The organism is Pusillimonas sp. SM2304 (assembly GCF_031628915.1).
Lineage (GTDB): Bacteria > Pseudomonadota > Gammaproteobacteria > Burkholderiales > Burkholderiaceae_B > Pusillimonas_C.
The window spans coordinates 1,220,520-1,236,724 of sequence record NZ_JAVLUJ010000001.1; the positions used below are offsets into that span (position 1 = coordinate 1,220,520).

A 16,205-nucleotide genomic window follows, 5' to 3' on the forward strand; every position below is an offset into this window, starting at 1 on the left:
GAACAACAGTCCAGGTCGTATGGGTCATAGCGTTAACAATATCAAGGAATCCCGATGGATTGATGCTTCTTTTGCGGATGCATTGGCCTGGGGCGCCAAGCAGTATGCCAGCCAGGAAGCCGTTGTGTATGGAGAGGAACGTATTACGTTCAGCCAACTGGCCGACCGCGTGTATGCGTTTGCTCGAGGCTTGATGCAGCTGGGCGTGGAGCCGGGCGATAAAGTCGCCTTATGGATGAGCGATCGTCCTGAATGGTTGATAGCGCGCTGGGCCGTGCCCATCATCGGCGCCATCCTGGTGCCGGTCAATACACGGTTTCGCAATACCGATGTGCAATACATATTGGCGCAGTCCGACAGCAGCACGCTGATTGTCCAGGATGCCGCCCGAAGCACCAGCTACTTCGACATCCTGGGCCAGCTTGATGCCGGCTACAAGAGCCAGCCCCCTGGCGCCTGGTCCTGCGCAGAGCTGCCAGCGCTCCGGCGGGTGATCGGCCTGGTGTCGGCGCCGGCAGGAAGCCTGCCCGCCAGCATGGCCGGCTTTCTTGAAATAGAGGCGCGGGGCGCGGCGCAATTGGCGGCGACGGGCGGGAAGCCCGACGCTGCCCTGAACGCCCGCATTGCCGGCCTGAACGGGCAAACGATTGCGCAGATTCTATATACGTCGGGCACGACGTCATTTCCCAAGGGGGCTATGGTCAGCCATGGCCCGCTGCTGCAGAACAATTTTTATGCCGTCGACTGCCTCAAGCTGACGACGGCCGACCGGTACTTGTCGTGTGTGCCGCTGTTCACGGCAACAGGGACTTTCTACACCCTGGCCATGTGGCTATCGGGGGCGACGATGGTCATTGTGGACCAGTTCGAGCCGCGCCTGTTCTGTGAAATGGTCGAACGTGAACACATCACCGTCAGCTTCTTCGTCGATACCATTGTGCAGGACTTGAAGTCGTTCAAGGATCTCAAGCGCTACGACTTGTCCAGCCTGCGTACCGGCACGGGCGCACCCCTGCCAACCGCCTCGTTCCACTGGGTGACCGAGACCATGAATGTGCCCGAGCTGGTCAGCGCGTACGGCATGTCTGAAACGTCCAACGCGGTGGTTCGCACGCGGTGCGACGATCCGATAGAAAAACGAGCGAATACCAACGGGCGCCCGGTAGATGGCGTCAGCATACGGATTACGGATGTGGAAACCAATGAGCCCCTGCCCAGCGGGCAGATTGGTGAAATCTGCATATCGGGCTATGTGCTGATGAAGGGCTATTACAAGCGCCCCGACGAAGATCGCAAAGTATTCGACGAGCAAGGCTGGCTGCACAGCGGCGACCTGGGCGAGCTGGATCCGGATGGTTATCTGATCTATCGGGGCCGGGTCAAGGAAATGATCAAGCCGGGCGGTTTCAACGTTGCAACGCAAGAGATCGAGCAATTTCTTAAATCCTATCCGGGCGTGCGGCAAGCCGTCGTCGTGGGGGTGCCCGACCGCCGCCTGGGCGAAGTCGGTTACGCCTACATAGAAGCTCAGGCGGGCGCCGACATCTCGGCGGAGCAACTGCAGTCGTACTGCCGCGAGCACATTGCCAGCTACAAGGTGCCGCGCTATGTGGAATTCACGAATGCGTGGCCGCTGACCGGCAGTCAGAAGATACGCAAGCTGGAGCTTAAGGCGCGTGCCGCAAGCAAACTCGAGAACGAGGTGAACTGCGCATGATTCGTTACATACTTCGCAGGTTTGGCCAGTCGGGCATTACCGTACTTCTGGTCACGCTGATTATCTTTATCGTGATCCGCCAGATCGGCGATCCGACGCATTTGATGCTGCCGCCAGAGGCCACTGAAGCGGACAGGCAGATCTTGCGCGAGCAAATGGGCCTGGACCGTTCACTGATCATTCAGTACGGCACCTATCTGCGCGATCTGCTGATGGGCGACCTGGGCATGTCGTATCGCTTCTCGCAGCCGGCGCTGTCCGTGGTCGTCGAAGCGTTTGGGCCGACACTCTTGCTGACGACGGCGGCGCTGGTCTTTGCGGTGGCCATCGGCTTGCCGCTGGGTGTCTTGTCCGCAGTTCACCGGGAAGGGCCTATTGACCAGATTGCCAAGGTATTCGCCGTGCTGGGGCAGGCGGCGCCGCCGTTCCTGTTCAGCCTGCTGTTCATACGCCTTTTTTCGATTCAGCTCGGCTGGCTGCCCACAGGCGGCTATGGGCATATCGATAATCTTCTGCTGCCCATGGTGGCGCTCGGCTGGTACTCGTCAGCCGGGATCATGCGGCTGACCCGCTCTTCCATGACGGAAGTCCTTGAATCGGAGTACATCAAGCTCGCCCGCATCAAGGGTGTGCCGCAGCGCGTCATTGTGTATCGGCACGCCCTGAAAAATGCCCTGCTGCCGGTCATCACGTTCATCGCGCTGCAGTTCGGTATCTTGATGGGGGGCGCCGTCTCGGTTGAGTTCGTATTTGCCTGGCCGGGTGTAGGCCGGCTCATGATCGAGTCGATTTCCAACCTCGACTACACCGTCGTGCAGGCGGCCGTCACGGTGGGCGCGCTGGTGTTCACGACCATAAATCTGACCGCAGATATTCTGTATGCGGCAATCGATCCAAGGATACGTTATGCATGATGTGAATGTATCGGCCGTGAGAAAGACGGCTCCACCCAGATTGAAGCAGGTGCCTGCCGACCCGCGCGTAACCGTCATCCCGCCCGGTTCAAACCGCCGGTACTTTGGACGAATCCAGTTGGGCGTGGCATCTGTGCTGGCCTTGATCCTGATCATCGCGGCGGTGTTTCCTCAATGGGTGGCCCCCTACGATCCGAATGCGATTTCATTGGCGAATGCGCTGCAAGGCCCTTCGGGCCAAAACTGGTTCGGCACGGACCAACTGGGCCGCGACTTGCTGTCCCGTGTCATCTGGGGGTCGCAAGTCTCGTTGTTCATTGCCTTCAGCGCCGTGGCGCTGGCGGGAATATTCGGCAGTCTGTTTGGTATTGCCGCAGGCTTCCTGGGCGGAACCATTGACAGCATTGCAATGCGATTGGTAGATATCCAGCTCGCCCTGCCGGCCGTGATCCTGGCATTGGTGCTGGTGGGCGCGATCGGGTTTTCCACTTTCAACCTGATCATCATCCTGAGCCTTGCGCATTGGGCCCGGTTTGCCCGCGTCACAAGAAGCGAGGCTTTGTCGTTGAAGCAGCGCGACTTCGTCTTGCTGGCGCGGCTGGCCGGCGCATCCCGTTTTCGAATCATCATGGCGCATATCAGTCCCAATGTGATCAGCACGTTCATCGTGCTGGCTACGCTGGATGTCGGGATCGTCATTATTCTCGAGGCCTCGCTCAGCTTCCTCGGGCTGGGCGTGCAGCCGCCGACCGCTTCCTGGGGCTCGATGATCGCCGACGGCCGCGGATATCTTGAAACAGCATGGTGGATATGCGCATTTCCAGGTTTGGCGCTGATGGCCGCGGTGTTGTCGGCCAACCTGCTGGGCGACGCATTGCGTGACTGGTTCAACCCAACAATGTCCAGGGCGTGGTGAGCACAATGAGCGCAATTCTGGAAGCAAAAAACATGACCACGATGCTGCGTACCCATTCCCGGTCGGGTAGCGGCGTCATTACAGCGGTCGATAACGTGAGTCTTTCGGTGAAGGCCGGCCGGGCGTTGGCCTTGGTGGGTGAGTCAGGGTCGGGCAAGAGCCTTACATGCCTGTCCATGCTGGGCCTGCTTCCACCCAACGGGCGTCTGGTAGAGGGGCAGGTCCTGTTCAAGGGCCGCGATCTGGCGCGCATGTCCAAAGCCGAGCTTGAAAAAGTCCGGGGTAACGAAATCGGCATGATTCTGCAGGATGCCATGACCTCGCTGAATCCTTTGCTGACCATCGGCGACCAGGTGGGCGAGGTATTCAAATACCACCAGGGCGTGACCAGCAATGCCGAGCTCCGGCGCAAATCGGTCGAGGTACTTGAAAAGGTCAAGATCCCCGCGGCAGCGTCGCGCCTGGACAGCTATCCGTTTCAGTTTAGCGGCGGCATGCGCCAGCGGGTGTCGATCGCGATCAATGTTGCGCTGTCGCCCGATCTGTTGATCTGTGATGAGCCTACAACGGCGCTGGATGTCACCGTTCAATTGCAGATCCTCAAGCTGCTGCGCGAGCTGCAGCAAGATCAGAACATGGCCATTGTTTTCGTGACGCATGATCTGCATCTTGCGGCGCAGTTCTGTGATGACGTGGCCATTATGTATGGGGGGCGTGTCGTCGAATCGGGGCCGGTGCGCGAAGTATTCGACAACCCGGTCCATCCCTACACCGAAGGGTTGCTCAACGCGGTGCCATCGCTGGCGGCCTATTCGAACCGGCTCGTGGCCATCCCCGGCCAGCAGCCTTCGCTGAGCAATCTGCCGCCGGGGTGCCGCTATGCGCCGCGTTGTTCCCTTGCCACCGACCAGTGCCGTGCGCAGTATCCGGATTGGTTCGAGTGGAATGAAGGAGAGCGCCGCGTGGCATGCTGGCTGACGGAGGAGCGCCTTGTCGGATGTCATTAATATCGAACGGTCGGCCAGGGTTGCGTCGGCAAGGGAAAGATTGAAAATGCTCAAAAGTACGACGCCGCACATCAAGGTCGACAACTTGCGCAAGGTGTATCAGGTGCGTAGCGGCATGTTCGGCCGCCCCTTGCCCCTGCAAGCCATCGCGGGTGTGAGCTTTGAAGTCGAAGCGGGCACAACCTTCGGCCTGGTGGGTGAGTCCGGCTCCGGCAAGACCACGATCGCAAAGATGCTGATGCTCGCCGAAGCGCCGACATCAGGCGCCATCGAGGTGGGTGGACGCGATCTGGCCAACCTGGATGGCGCAGCGCGGCTGCAGGCCTATCGCGAATTGCAGCCTGTCCTGCAGGACCCCTATAGCTCATTGAATCCGCGCATGCGCGTCGGGCAGATTATCGATGAACCATTGCGGATTCACTTGTCATTGTCCCGGCACGAGCGCCAGGAACGGGTGCGCGAGCTGCTGGATCTGGTCGGCTTGCCGAGGGATGCCGCCGACCGGTATCCGAACGAATTTTCGGGTGGGCAAAGGCAGCGTATTTCCATCGCCCGCGCCCTGGGCCTGAATCCAAAATGCCTGATTCTGGATGAGCCCGTCTCGGCGCTTGATGTATCCATTCAGGCGCAAGTGCTGAACCTGCTGAAAGAGTTGCAGCAGCGTATTGGCCTGACGTACTTGCTGATATCGCACGACCTGGCCGTGGTTGCCTATATGAGCCAGCGTGTGGGGGTGCTGTACCTGGGTGAGCTCATGGAGGTCGCCGATGCCGACGACATCGTCAGGCGTCCTCTTCATCCTTACACGCAGGCCCTGATTTCATCGGTGGATAGCCGGGGCAACGACGATGATGGAAAGGTCGTTATCACGGGCGAGATCCCGTCCCCCATGAATCCGCCCAGCGGCTGTCCGTTTCATCCTCGCTGCCCCAGGGCGGAGAGTCGCTGCTCGCGTGAAAAACCCGCGCTTCGCCCATTGTCGAGCGGCCACCAGGCCGCCTGCCATTTTGCCGAAGAATTTCTGGAATCCTATACAAAACAACGCTTGGTCCGAGACCCAAATCCGGCCGAGTCTTCTTCCTTGCCCAATTCCAATACCGAGGTGACAACATGAATTTCGATGCACATGCCGTACTCCAGTCCTCACTGCTCCAAGAGGTCAAACATCTGGCCACAACCAAATTCCGGGAGCGCGAGGAAGCGCTGCATGATTCGGTTTCCATGCCCATGGAAAACCTGAAAGAACTCTGGGAAAGGGGCCTGCTGACCGCAACCGTAAGGCGAGAGCATGGCGGGCTGGGCAGCAACGTCATGTCGGATGATCCGGCAACCTTCCTTCAGACCATTCGCACGGTGGCGCACGGCTCGCCGGGAACGGCACATTGCGTGCAAGTGCAGAACCACGTCGCCTGGGCCATTGACGAGATTGGCACCGATGAGCAGCGGGAACGCTTCTTGACGCCCATGACCAAGGAAATGAAGCTGTGTTCGTTTGTGGGCAGCGAGGCCGGCCGCAAGCATATGTACGTGCTCAAGACAACCGCCAAGAAAACAGAGGGCGGCTATATCGTCAACGGCAACAAGAACTACGCGACCAATGGCTATGAAGACGGGCTGGCGATCGTTTTTGCGACGGTCGAGGGAGAGACCGACTACATGAAAAGCCACTTGATGGTGATCATCGAGCCTGGCATGAAAGGCTTGTCGATCAATCATGATTGGTATCGGCCCACGGGCATGCGGGTCTGCCCCAGCCCTGAAATCTACATGGACAACGTCTTCATTCCCCATACCCATGTGCTGGGCGAGCCGGGCGCGTATCCCAAGGGCCGCTGGCAAGGGCGTTTCCACCTGGGCTTTGCCGCTAACTATCTAGGCACGATCGAAGGCGCCTACGAGTGGGTCCTGAACAGCCTGAAAGAGCGCGGCCGTGGCAAAGACCCCTTCGTGCAGTTGCGTGTCGGGGAAATGCAGATCCAGCTTTATGGCGCGCAGGTTGCATTCGAAAGCGCGATTTCCACCTGGCGCCGCGGCGATGTGCTGCAGGCCGAGCTTGCCTCGATGAAAGCCAAAGCCATTTGCGCGCACGTAGCGTCCAACCTGTCCACGACGCTTATCCAGCTCGCGGGTTCGACCGCGCTGTTCGATGAATACCCCTTGGGCCGTATGTTGCGGGATCTGCAAACGCACTATCTGCATGTCGGGCACGACCGGACTTCACAAATCGTCGGGTCCGCCTGCCTTGACGAAGTATTTGATTCAACCCTGCAACGCTAAGGTAGTTTTATATGGATTTCCAAATATCGCCGTCGCAACGCGAGCTGATCGATGCGACGGAAAAACTGTGCAATCAACTGCTTCCCCTTGCCAAGGAAACGCGTCAGGCGGATACACCCGAAGCATTGAACACACTGCGCAAGACCATGGCGGAGAATGGCTTGCTTGGCCTGAACATGCCTGCGGAATACGGCGGCATGGGCTTGCCGCTGCTCGACACACTGCTTTTGCTGCAAACCATACAGAAAGTCGACTCCACGCTTTGCGGCCTTTCCCACCGGACTTCCACCGGTGCGGTCGGCGCGGTGCTCGAGTTGGGCAGCGCCGCGCAGAAAGAGAAGTACGTCGGCGGCATCGTGCGCGGCGAGCTGGGCCTGAGCATCGGCATCACCGAGCCCGAAGCCGGTTCTGCCGCGACAGCCATGAAAACCCGTGCGCGTATCGAAGGCGATGAAATCGTCATCAACGGGCAAAAGACATTCATTACCGCAGCGCGCGACAACCACGCGACATTGCTTTATTGCCGCTTCGGCACCACAGGAAAGGCGTCGGACATTGGCGCCGTGATCCTTCCCCACGATGCGCCGGGCCTGACGATTTCCCCGGGAATGATCAACATGGCGGGTGAAAGGCAGTACGAACTGTTCATGTCGGACTGCCGTATCCCGCGCGAGAACGTCCTGATCGACGGCGATGCCTTCGGCAAACTGATCAGCGTCTACAACAGTGAGCGCCTGGGCAGCATCTCGCGCATGCTGGGTTCGGCGCAGGCGTCATTTGAATATGCGCTTCAGTACATCAAGGAGCGGCAGCAGTTTGGCCAGGCGCTGGCAGACTTCCAGGGCCTGCAGTGGATGGTTGCCGATATGAAGGTCAAGCTGGAAGCCGCGCAGCTGCTGACTTGGCGCGCCGCGGCCAATACGGCTGCGGGCTTGCCTTCCCCGCTGGAAACCTCGGTGGCAAAAGTCTACGTGGCCCAGGCGGCCAAAGAGATCTGCGACGACGCCATACAGCTGCTTGGCGGGTACGGCTACATGACTGAATACCCTGTTGAAGGACGCTACCGTGAAGTGCGCGGCGGCTCCATCTATGGCGGCACGATGCAGGTCCATAAAAACATGATTGCGGGCCACGTCCTGGAACGCAGGAACAGCCAGTGGAAGCGAAAGGAAAAAGCATGAGTTCGCAGCACATAGCCGATCAAGAGCCCGTCATCGTCGAGGCCGTGCGCACGCCTTTCGGCAAGCGCAATGGCGCGTTGCAGGGCTGGCACGCCGCAGAACTGATGGCGAAGGTGCTGGGTGCCGTCGCAGAGCGCAGCGGTGTGCCCATGGCCGACGTCGATGATGTGGTCGCCGGTTGCGCCACGCAGGTCGGCGAGCAAGCGGGCAACGTTGCCCGTACCGCATTGCTGTTGGCGGGCTTTCCGGTCACGGTGCCCGGCATGACCGTCAACCGGGCTTGCGGGTCGTCGCAGCAGGCGGTGCACATTGCCGACAACCTGATACGTAGCGGTGTCTGCGATGTGGTGATTGCCGGCGGCGTAGAGCTCATGTCCAAAACGGCCGGCGGCAATGACAACACGCATTATGGGCGCCGCTATCCCGAACACCTGGTCAGAAAGTTTTCCATGCCTTCCATGGGTATTGCCGCCGAGCGTATCGCCGCCCGGTGGGGGCTTGACCGAAAGCAGCTGGACGAACTGTCCATGCGCAGCCATCGGCTTGCCGCGCAAGCGTGGGATGAAGGACGCCTGGAAAACGAGGTCATCACGCTGACCGGCGCCGATGGGAAAGCGTTTTCCCGCGATGAAGGGGTGCGCAGCGACACTTCCCTGGAAAAGCTCGGCACGCTCAAGACTGTTTTCCAGGAAGATGGGCGGGTGACGGCGGGCAACGCAAGCCAGGTGTCGGACGGCGCGTCGGCGGTTCTGCTCATGACGGCAGCCAAGGCGCGTGAATACGGCCTGCGGCCGCGCGCCAGGCTGAAGAACCAGTGCGTGGTCGGCGTCGATCCGGAACTCATGCTGACCGGGCCTATTCCCGCGACCCGGGCGATACTCGCGCGCAGCGGTTTGTCGATGGCGGATATCGACCTCTTCGAGATCAACGAGGCCTTTGCATCCGTGCTGGGCGCCTGGGCGGCGGAGCTGGAGCCGGATATGAACAAGGTCAACGTGAACGGCGGCGCGATCGCGCTTGGGCACCCGTTGGGCGCTTCCGGTGCGCGCTTGATTACCGCCATCGTCAATGAGCTCGAGCGTCGTGACGGGCGCTATGGCTTGGTGTCAATGTGTTGCGGTGGCGGCCTGGGTACCGCCACCCTGATTGAGCGTCTTGCTTGATCGTAAGGAACGGGGGCGGTATGTCGGAAATTGATCTTTCGTTGGTGGGTACGCTGTCAGAGCCTTTTGAGGTCGATATCGAGAAAAGCGAGATACGCAAGTTTGCCGAAGCGATTGGCGACGCAAATCCCCTGTACCGCGATGAGGCCTACGCCCGAAGCAAGGGGTACGCCAGTTTGCTGGCGCCCCCTACCTATCCGACGTGCTTCAGGCCTCCCGTTGAACCGGTATGGCTGCGCAGCCTTGACCGGCGCCGTATCGTCGCCGGCCAAATGTCATTTGAGTACTTCAAGCCGATCACGGCCGGGATGCGGCTGACTTGCCGCCTTCGCTTTATGGGCGTGGAAGATAAAGTGGGCGCGCGCGGACGCATGCAGCTTCTGAATAATCAATTGCAGGGCCATGACGAGGCCGGCGCGCTCGTGTTCGTGGCGGGCCGCAGCACCGTGTATCGCTCGCTCGAGCAGGTCGAGCAAAGGAGCTTGGCATGAGCATGAACGGCCGTGAAGTCGCCGTCGGCGATACGTTTTCCTTGGACATCGATCCCGTCAGCACCACGCAATTGGTCCGTTATGCGGGCGCGTCCGGCGACTACAACCGCATTCATTACGACGCGCCGTATGCCGAGGAGGCCGGGCTGGGCGGCGTGATCGCCCATGGCATGTTGACGATGGCATTCATGGGCAGGGCATTGACGGGCTGGGCCGGGGAAGATGCTGCCGTGAGCCGCATCGCGGCCAGATTCACCGCGCCGGTTCGGCCCGGCGATGTGGTGTCGGTCAGCGGCACGGTATCAGAACGAAAAGACACCGCCGATGGGATCCAGGCCAGTTGCCAACTGATCGCCCGAGTGGGTGAAAAGCAAGTAGCCATGGGCGATGCAACGGTTGCCTGGAACACCTGAACGCTTGTGAGGCTCATATGGACTGGCGCAATCATACCTTCGCCGACGCATTATTATGGGGTGCTGAAACGTACGGCACGCGTCCGGCTGTCTGCTACGGCGATACCCATCTTTCTTTCAATGACCTGGCAGAGCGGGTGCTTGCCTTTGCCCGGGGGCTCGTTGAAATAGGTGTCCAGCCTCACGAGAAGGTGGCGCTCTGGATGGCGGACAGGCCGGAATGGCTGCTGGCCCGCTGGGCCGTCCCCATGATTGGCGCCATCCTGGTACCGGTCAACACCCGCTTTCGCTCGCACGACCTTGCCTACGTGCTGAAGCAGTCTGACACGGCGACGTTGATCATGCAGGACGGCGCGCGCGGAACGAGCTATATCGATTTGCTTGCAGGGCTGGAGCCGGCCATGCCGGGCCATTCCGCCCATGCCTGGTCCAGCGCTGCACTGCCCGGCTTGCAGCGTGTGGTGTGCTTGTCCGATGACGCTCTCCCCGCCGGCATGCAGGATTTTCATGCCCTGGAGGCGCTGGGGCGAAGCCTGTTGACGGACGGACGCCCGGATGCCGCGCTTCAGGCGCGGATGGCTGCGGTGCAGCCTGACGATGTGGCGCAGATTCTTTATACCTCGGGCACGACCTCTTTTCCGAAAGGGGCGCAGGTTTGCCATGGTCCTTTGCTGCAGAATAATTTCCAGACCATCGGGCGCATGCGCCTGACACCCGAAGATCGCTACTTGTCCTGCGTGCCGTTGTTCTCGGCCACCGGCACCAGCTACACCTTGTCCATGCACCTGGCGGGCGCCCGCATGGTTATCCTTGACCGCTTTGACGCCGCTTCTTATTGCGCCACGGTAGAGAAAGAAGGCATTACGGTCAGCTTTTTCGTGGACGCGATCGTCGAGGACCTGCGCCAGTTTGCGGACAGAGGCCGGTACGACCTGTCGTCATTGCGTACCGGTACCGGCGCGCCCCTATCGAAATCGTCCTTTATGTTCATCACCCAGGAATTGGGTGTGCCCGGGCTCATCAGTGTGTACGGTATGTCGGAGACATCCAATGCGGTAGCCAGGGCATCGTGTGATGACCCCCTTGAGAAAAGAATGGGCACCAACGGCCGCCCCGTTGATGGGGTTCGCATACGGATCGCTGATGTCGACACGAATGAAACACTGCCGGATGGGCAAGTGGGCGAGATTTGCATTGCCGGGCATGTCCTGATGAAGGGGTACTACAAGCAGCCGGACGAGGATGGCAAAGTCTTTGACGCCGACGGCTGGCTGCATAGCGGCGACCTGGGTGAGCTCGATGCCGACGGCTACCTGATTTACCGCGGGCGGGTCAAAGAGATGATCAAGCCGGGCGGCTTCAATGTCGCGACGCAAGAGATAGAGCAGTTCATGAAAACCTACCCCGGGGTGCGTGAGGCCGTTGTGGTGGGTGTGCCCGACCGGCGCCTTGGCGAAGTGGGCTACGCCTATATTGAGCCTCACCCGGCCGCGCAACTGACCACCGAGGCCCTGGTGGCCTATTGCCGCGAGCATATTGCCAGCTACAAGGTGCCGCGCCATGTCGAGTTCATTACTGACTGGCCCATGACAAGCAGCCAGAAGATTCGCAAACTCGAGCTCAAGGCGCGTGCCGGCGCGAAACTCGACGGGATCAAGCCATGACGGTACGGGCAATCCGTCCGGATGCGTTCCGGAAGTTATGCGGCTCAGGGCGTCCGGTGGCGCTGCTTGATGTCAGAGACCCGGTAGAGGTCGATCGGGGCCATGTCCCGGGCATGACCAACGTCCCGCTTAATCGTATCGAGTTCCGGATTGCCCACCTTGTCCCCGACCCTTCGACGACGCTTGTCGTGTATTGCGACGGCGAAAGCGGCCGTTCCGCGTCGGCCGCAAAAACCTTGGCGAGCCTGGGTTACGGCAGCATCTGGGTACTGGACGGCGGGCTGAAGGGCTGGGAGGGCGAGGGCGCCCCGACGGCGACCGGCAACAATGTGCCCAGCAAGCGATTCGGCGAAATCGTGAACCGGGATCATGCCGTGCCTGCGATCGACGCGCTGGCGTTGCATGCGCTGATGCAGGAAGGAAAGAATATTGCCGTTTGCGATGTACGCACGCCGGGAGAACATGCCGAAGCGTGCATACCAGGGGGTGTTTCATTGCCCAGTTTTGACATTGCTTTGCATGCCCGCGACCTGGCCCGCAGCCATGACTTGGTTGTACTTCATTGCGCTGGGCGCACCCGCAGCATTATCGCGACCCGCACCTTGTGCGAGTTGGGCATAGATAACGTCGTGGCACTCGAGAATGGCACGATAGGGTGGCATCTTGCCGGGCTGCAGCTGTGGCATGGCGCGCCGCTGCCGGCGTCGCCGCCTCAGCCCTCCGCGGAAAGCGCCGCCTATGCCGAACGCCGTGCCCGCGAGATGGCCGACGCGGCCGGCGTCAAGCGCATAACGCCTCGGGCGTTGCAAGATCTGCTGGCGCAGGAAGGCGTCAATCGCTACGTGTTTGACGTGAGATCCGTGGATGACTATTCGAAGGGGCATATCAGGGGCAGCCTGGCCTTGCCGGGCGGCCAGGCCGTCCAGCGCATGGACGACTTCATTGCATTGCGGGACGCGCCGATTGTGCTGGCAGGGCAAGGCGAAGCGCCGGCCAATCTGACGGCTGCCTGGCTCTCGCGCATGGGGTGCTCGGATGTGGCCGTATTGACGGGCGGCCTGGATGGCTGGACGGCCGCAGGCGGCAGCCTGCACGTGGGCAGCGAGGCGGCGAGCCCGTTGGGTTGGGAGCGGGTGCGCCGCCTGGCCCGGATGGTCTCCGTGCAGACGCTGTCGCAGTGGCTGGCCGATGATCGCGGCGTGCAGCTGCTTGACGTCGATCACAGCGCCAGCTTCCGGAAGGGGCATGTGGCGGGCGCGCGCTGGCTGCCTCGCGCCTGGCTGGCGCAGCGCATTCAGCGCATGGCGCCCGGCCTGGAGGCAACCGTCGTGTTGGCCAGCGCTGACGGCAGGCAGGCGTGCTATGCCGCCGCCACACTGGCCGAGTTGGGTTATGAGCATGTTTGGGTGCTGGACGGCGGAAGCAAAGCCTGGGCTGCGGCGGGCTTGCCTGTCGAAAAAGACGGCCTAAGCCATCAGGATGACGAACTGCTTCCACCGTACAAGCGCGGGGTCAAGGCAATGCACGATTACATCCATTGGGAAACGCAACTGATCGACTGACGATCGCTGGACTTCAGGTTCGGCATCGCAAAAGATCGCATGGAGACACACATCACATGAACTTCAATTTCAGTAAAACGCAGCAGGATCTCTACGAGCTGGTGGGATACTTGGCGCGCGAGCATTTTGCACCCAGGGCCGAGGAGTCCGACCGGCTTAAAGCGCTGCCCCTGGACAACTTGCGCGACCTGCATAAGCACGGACTGTTGGGGTTGACCATTGCGCGTGAGCATGGCGGCCTGGGCAGCGGCGTAATGGGCGAGGACCCGCTGCTTTACCTGCTGGCTATCGAGCAGACGGCGCGGCTGGATCTTTCCACCGCACACTGCCTGCATATCCATCTGCACGCTACCCATTTTATTGATCAGGTTGCCACGGCGGAGCAGCGGAAAACCCTGCTGGGTCCCGTGCTGGAGCGCGGGGCGCTGATTGGCGCGGTGGGGAGCGAGCCCGGACGGACGGCGCGCGGCGTGTATATGCTGAACACCACCGCCCAGGAGTTCCCCAAAGGCATCATGCTCAATGGCCGGAAAAACTACGCAACGTTGGCCGGGGTCGCCGAGTACATGATTGTCTTCGCGACATTGAAGGAGGCGAAGCCCATGGAAGGGCACATTGGCGTGGCGGTGCCGCAGGGCGCTAAAGGTTATGAGGTGGTTCAGGATTCGTGGGATCCCATTGGGATGCGCTCCGCAGTCAGTCCGGATGTTGTGCTGGATAACTGCATGGTGCCCAGTTCGATGATCATCGGATCGCCGGGCGTCTATCCGAATGACCGATGGCAGGCTCGTCACTATCTGTCATTGGCCGCCCAATATCTGGGGGCGAGCGAAGGCTTGTTCGACTCCCTGACGGAATATATCCCTGTGCGAGGCACGGCGGGTGAACAATTCACTCAACTTCGGCTAGGGGAAATCCGCGTCCTGATTGATTCCATGCGTTGGCTGATCTATCGGTCGGCATGGTTGTGGAACCAAGGGGATCTTCAGCAAGCAGAGCTGTTCGCGATGGTGGCGCGGCAGCATGCCACACGCACGGTCGTCGACATCATGGACAAGTCGGCCCAGATTGCGGGGTCGCATGCGTTGACCGGTACGGGCAAGTTTCAGCGCATGATGCGCGACCTGCGCATCCATACCTTGCACTCCAACGTCGACAAAACGGCTGCCACCATCGGCAAGTACCACTTGGGGCAGAACTTCGATATCACCGATCGGCTGTGAGCCATGGAAGTGCCCATGCTGCTGGGCGCGCTACTATCATGAAGGAATTCTCTTGACTGCTGAACTTGAATCTCGCCGGTTTCGTGATGCGCTACGCCGTTTTGCCACGGGCGTCACGATTATCACCACCCGGACAAACGAGGGCGTACCGATAGGCCTGACGGCCAATTCGTTCAACTCGGTTTCCCTGACCCCGCCTTTGGTGCTGTGGAGCCTTAACAAGCACTCCCGCAGCTTACCGGTGTTCCTGGCGTCCGAGCGTTATGCGATCAATGTGCTTTGCGCCGATCAAATGAGCCTGGCGGCCCGATTCGCATCGCCCATCGAAGACCGGTTCGAGGGCGTGGACTGGCGCTCCGGCAAGGCCGCCATGCCCATATTCGATGAAAGCGTGGCCTGGTTCGAATGTACGGGCGTGCATCAGTACGAAGGAGGCGATCACGTTATTTTTGTGGGTGAAGTCACGGACTTTGGCTATAGCGACCGCACCCCCTTGCTCTATGCGGGCGGCGCTTATGGGGTGCCTGTTGCGCACCCGGAGCTATAGGCGGCGGGCACGCGCCGCGCAGGGCGGCGCCTGAGTGTTTTCCCCAGGGGGCATGACGCGGTCGCAGGCCAAGGCAAGGCATTGAAGCATGAGTAAATTCAATAATCTTCAACGGCTCGACACCAACCTGCTTTTGGTCTTTATCGACCTGTGTGAAACGCGCAGCGTGACCTTGACCTCGGAGCGGATGTTCCTGACGCAGTCTGCCGTCAGTCACGCCCTGAAGCGATTGCGGCTGGCCTTGGACGACGACATCTTTACCCAAAGCCGCGCCGGCTTGCAGCCGACTCCCCGGGCGCGGAAAATGCTGCAGCCGATCGCCAGCGCGCTGCAAGAGATCAATATGGCCCTGGCAGCGCCAGGCCCATTCGATCCAAGCGTTTCCACGCAGCAGTTTCGCATCGGCATGAGCGAAATCATGGAGCTGTCGATCGCGCCGCTGCTGGTGCAGGAGGTCAGGAAGGCGGCGCCGGGCGTCACGCTGAACTTGCTGCCCATCTCGGACCCGCGTGTCACGAGCCAGCGGCTGGAAAGCGGTGATATACAGCTCATCGTGAGCGCCCGGACGGTGGCGTCGGCAGGCGTGCAAACCATTACGGCGGGCACCATGCCGTTCGCGGCCATGCTTCCCAAGCATATGTCTTGCGGGGGCACCACAATGCCGCTGGATGTGTATCTCTCTGTTCCGCATGTCATCATTCACCCGCCCGATCACAGGGGCTCCGTCATTGACCATGCACTGGCCAGGCTGGGCCGGCGCAGAATCATCGGCGCGGTGGTTCAGAACTATTCGGTGATGGCAGAGGTGGCGGCGCGCTGCGGTTTCATATGCCACCTTCCCGGAAAAATGATTGCGCAGTATGCCTCGTCATTGGGCCTGAAGGCCTACGAGCTGCCGGTCGAGACACCGCCGATTCGCGTCATATTGACCTCTCATCCGCGCTTTCGGAACGATAAAAGCGTTGAATGGCTCAAGGACAAAACCACTGAGATCGTGTCGTCGCTCACGGTGAATGATGCGGTGTGACGCCATGAATACTATTCATACTGGATCTGACTGATCATCATTTTATTTATGTGATGTGCGCTGATAGCATGTCTTGAATGGCGTCGACAGGAAAAGAGACAAG

15 protein-coding genes are annotated in these 16,205 nt (G+C 60.4%); all 15 read left to right on the top strand.

Going from position 1 to position 16,205, the window contains the following annotated elements; translation table 11 throughout:
* The first annotated feature begins 19 nt into the window (after positions 1–19).
* The 15 genes from RE432_RS05545 to RE432_RS05615 all read left to right on the top strand — a co-directional run bounded on the left by RE432_RS05545 (position 20) and on the right by RE432_RS05615 (position 16,102).
* A complete protein-coding gene (locus RE432_RS05545) occupies positions 20–1,717 on the top strand; it encodes an AMP-binding protein (protein ID WP_310932257.1) in 1,698 nt (565 codons plus the stop codon).
* Entirely contained in the window at positions 1,714–2,631 is a 918-nt protein-coding gene (locus tag RE432_RS05550; protein WP_310932259.1) for an ABC transporter permease, read from the top strand. The genes RE432_RS05545 and RE432_RS05550 overlap by 4 nt, the downstream gene beginning before the upstream one ends.
* On the top strand, positions 2,624–3,547 hold the full coding sequence (locus RE432_RS05555) for an ABC transporter permease (protein ID WP_310932261.1): 924 nt from the start codon (positions 2,624–2,626) through the stop codon (positions 3,545–3,547). The genes RE432_RS05550 and RE432_RS05555 overlap by 8 nt, the downstream gene beginning before the upstream one ends.
* A 5-nt stretch (positions 3,548–3,552) precedes the next feature.
* Positions 3,553–4,554 (top strand): ABC transporter ATP-binding protein, encoded by a 1,002-nt coding sequence (locus RE432_RS05560; protein ID WP_310932262.1) that lies wholly within the window; start codon positions 3,553–3,555, stop codon positions 4,552–4,554.
* Between the two features lie 46 nt (positions 4,555–4,600).
* A complete protein-coding gene (locus RE432_RS05565) occupies positions 4,601–5,668 on the top strand; it encodes an oligopeptide/dipeptide ABC transporter ATP-binding protein (protein ID WP_310932263.1) in 1,068 nt (355 codons plus the stop codon).
* Positions 5,665–6,831: an acyl-CoA dehydrogenase family protein gene (locus RE432_RS05570; RefSeq protein WP_310932264.1), complete on the top strand. Its 1,167-nt coding sequence runs from the start codon at positions 5,665–5,667 to the stop codon at positions 6,829–6,831. Before RE432_RS05565 ends, RE432_RS05570 begins: the two co-directional genes overlap by 4 nt.
* Positions 6,832–6,842: 11 nt before the next feature.
* A complete protein-coding gene (locus tag RE432_RS05575) occupies positions 6,843–8,012 on the top strand; it encodes an acyl-CoA dehydrogenase family protein (protein ID WP_310932265.1) in 1,170 nt (389 codons plus the stop codon).
* Positions 8,009–9,175 carry a thiolase family protein gene (locus RE432_RS05580; protein ID WP_310932267.1) on the top strand — a complete coding sequence of 389 codons (1,167 nt, stop codon included), beginning with the start codon at positions 8,009–8,011 and terminating at the stop codon, positions 9,173–9,175. The genes RE432_RS05575 and RE432_RS05580 overlap by 4 nt, the downstream gene beginning before the upstream one ends.
* A 20-nt stretch (positions 9,176–9,195) precedes the next feature.
* Positions 9,196–9,666: a MaoC family dehydratase N-terminal domain-containing protein gene (locus tag RE432_RS05585; RefSeq protein WP_310932268.1), complete on the top strand. Its 471-nt coding sequence runs from the start codon at positions 9,196–9,198 to the stop codon at positions 9,664–9,666.
* The gene (locus RE432_RS05590) at positions 9,663–10,079 is read left to right on the top strand and encodes a MaoC/PaaZ C-terminal domain-containing protein (RefSeq protein WP_310932269.1); all 417 of its coding nucleotides are present in this window, start codon (positions 9,663–9,665) and stop codon (positions 10,077–10,079) included. Before RE432_RS05585 ends, RE432_RS05590 begins: the two co-directional genes overlap by 4 nt.
* 17 nt (positions 10,080–10,096) lie before the next feature.
* Positions 10,097–11,743 (top strand): AMP-binding protein, encoded by a 1,647-nt coding sequence (locus RE432_RS05595; RefSeq protein ID WP_310932271.1) that lies wholly within the window; start codon positions 10,097–10,099, stop codon positions 11,741–11,743.
* Positions 11,740–13,305, top strand: coding sequence for a rhodanese-like domain-containing protein (locus RE432_RS05600; protein WP_310932272.1), 1,566 nt, complete (start codon positions 11,740–11,742; stop codon positions 13,303–13,305). The genes RE432_RS05595 and RE432_RS05600 overlap by 4 nt, the downstream gene beginning before the upstream one ends.
* Positions 13,306–13,361: 56 nt before the next feature.
* A complete protein-coding gene (locus RE432_RS05605) occupies positions 13,362–14,528 on the top strand; it encodes an acyl-CoA dehydrogenase family protein (protein WP_310932273.1) in 1,167 nt (388 codons plus the stop codon).
* A gap of 52 nt (positions 14,529–14,580) precedes the next feature.
* Complete coding sequence (locus RE432_RS05610; RefSeq protein WP_310932274.1) at positions 14,581–15,075, top strand: flavin reductase family protein; 495 nt, start codon at positions 14,581–14,583, stop codon at positions 15,073–15,075.
* An 88-nt stretch (positions 15,076–15,163) separates the two neighbouring features.
* Positions 15,164–16,102: a LysR substrate-binding domain-containing protein gene (locus tag RE432_RS05615; protein WP_310932275.1), complete on the top strand. Its 939-nt coding sequence runs from the start codon at positions 15,164–15,166 to the stop codon at positions 16,100–16,102.
* Positions 16,103–16,205 lie beyond the last annotated feature (103 nt).

What these genes read in the sequence shown, in the direction of transcription:
- RE432_RS05545 (WP_310932257.1), top strand. Translation starts at nt 20, where the DNA reads ATGGGTCATAGCGTTAACAATATCAAGGAATCCCGATGGATTGATGCT.
- RE432_RS05550 (WP_310932259.1), top strand. Translation starts at nt 1,714, where the DNA reads ATGATTCGTTACATACTTCGCAGGTTTGGCCAGTCGGGCATTACCGTA.
- RE432_RS05555 (WP_310932261.1), top strand. Translation starts at nt 2,624, where the DNA reads ATGCATGATGTGAATGTATCGGCCGTGAGAAAGACGGCTCCACCCAGA.
- RE432_RS05560 (WP_310932262.1), top strand. Translation starts at nt 3,553, where the DNA reads ATGAGCGCAATTCTGGAAGCAAAAAACATGACCACGATGCTGCGTACC.
- RE432_RS05565 (WP_310932263.1), top strand. Translation starts at nt 4,601, where the DNA reads ATGCTCAAAAGTACGACGCCGCACATCAAGGTCGACAACTTGCGCAAG.
- RE432_RS05570 (WP_310932264.1), top strand. Translation starts at nt 5,665, where the DNA reads ATGAATTTCGATGCACATGCCGTACTCCAGTCCTCACTGCTCCAAGAG.
- RE432_RS05575 (WP_310932265.1), top strand. Translation starts at nt 6,843, where the DNA reads ATGGATTTCCAAATATCGCCGTCGCAACGCGAGCTGATCGATGCGACG.
- RE432_RS05580 (WP_310932267.1), top strand. Translation starts at nt 8,009, where the DNA reads ATGAGTTCGCAGCACATAGCCGATCAAGAGCCCGTCATCGTCGAGGCC.
- RE432_RS05585 (WP_310932268.1), top strand. Translation starts at nt 9,196, where the DNA reads ATGTCGGAAATTGATCTTTCGTTGGTGGGTACGCTGTCAGAGCCTTTT.
- RE432_RS05590 (WP_310932269.1), top strand. Translation starts at nt 9,663, where the DNA reads ATGAGCATGAACGGCCGTGAAGTCGCCGTCGGCGATACGTTTTCCTTG.
- RE432_RS05595 (WP_310932271.1), top strand. Translation starts at nt 10,097, where the DNA reads ATGGACTGGCGCAATCATACCTTCGCCGACGCATTATTATGGGGTGCT.
- RE432_RS05600 (WP_310932272.1), top strand. Translation starts at nt 11,740, where the DNA reads ATGACGGTACGGGCAATCCGTCCGGATGCGTTCCGGAAGTTATGCGGC.
- RE432_RS05605 (WP_310932273.1), top strand. Translation starts at nt 13,362, where the DNA reads ATGAACTTCAATTTCAGTAAAACGCAGCAGGATCTCTACGAGCTGGTG.
- RE432_RS05615 (WP_310932275.1), top strand. Translation starts at nt 15,164, where the DNA reads ATGAGTAAATTCAATAATCTTCAACGGCTCGACACCAACCTGCTTTTG.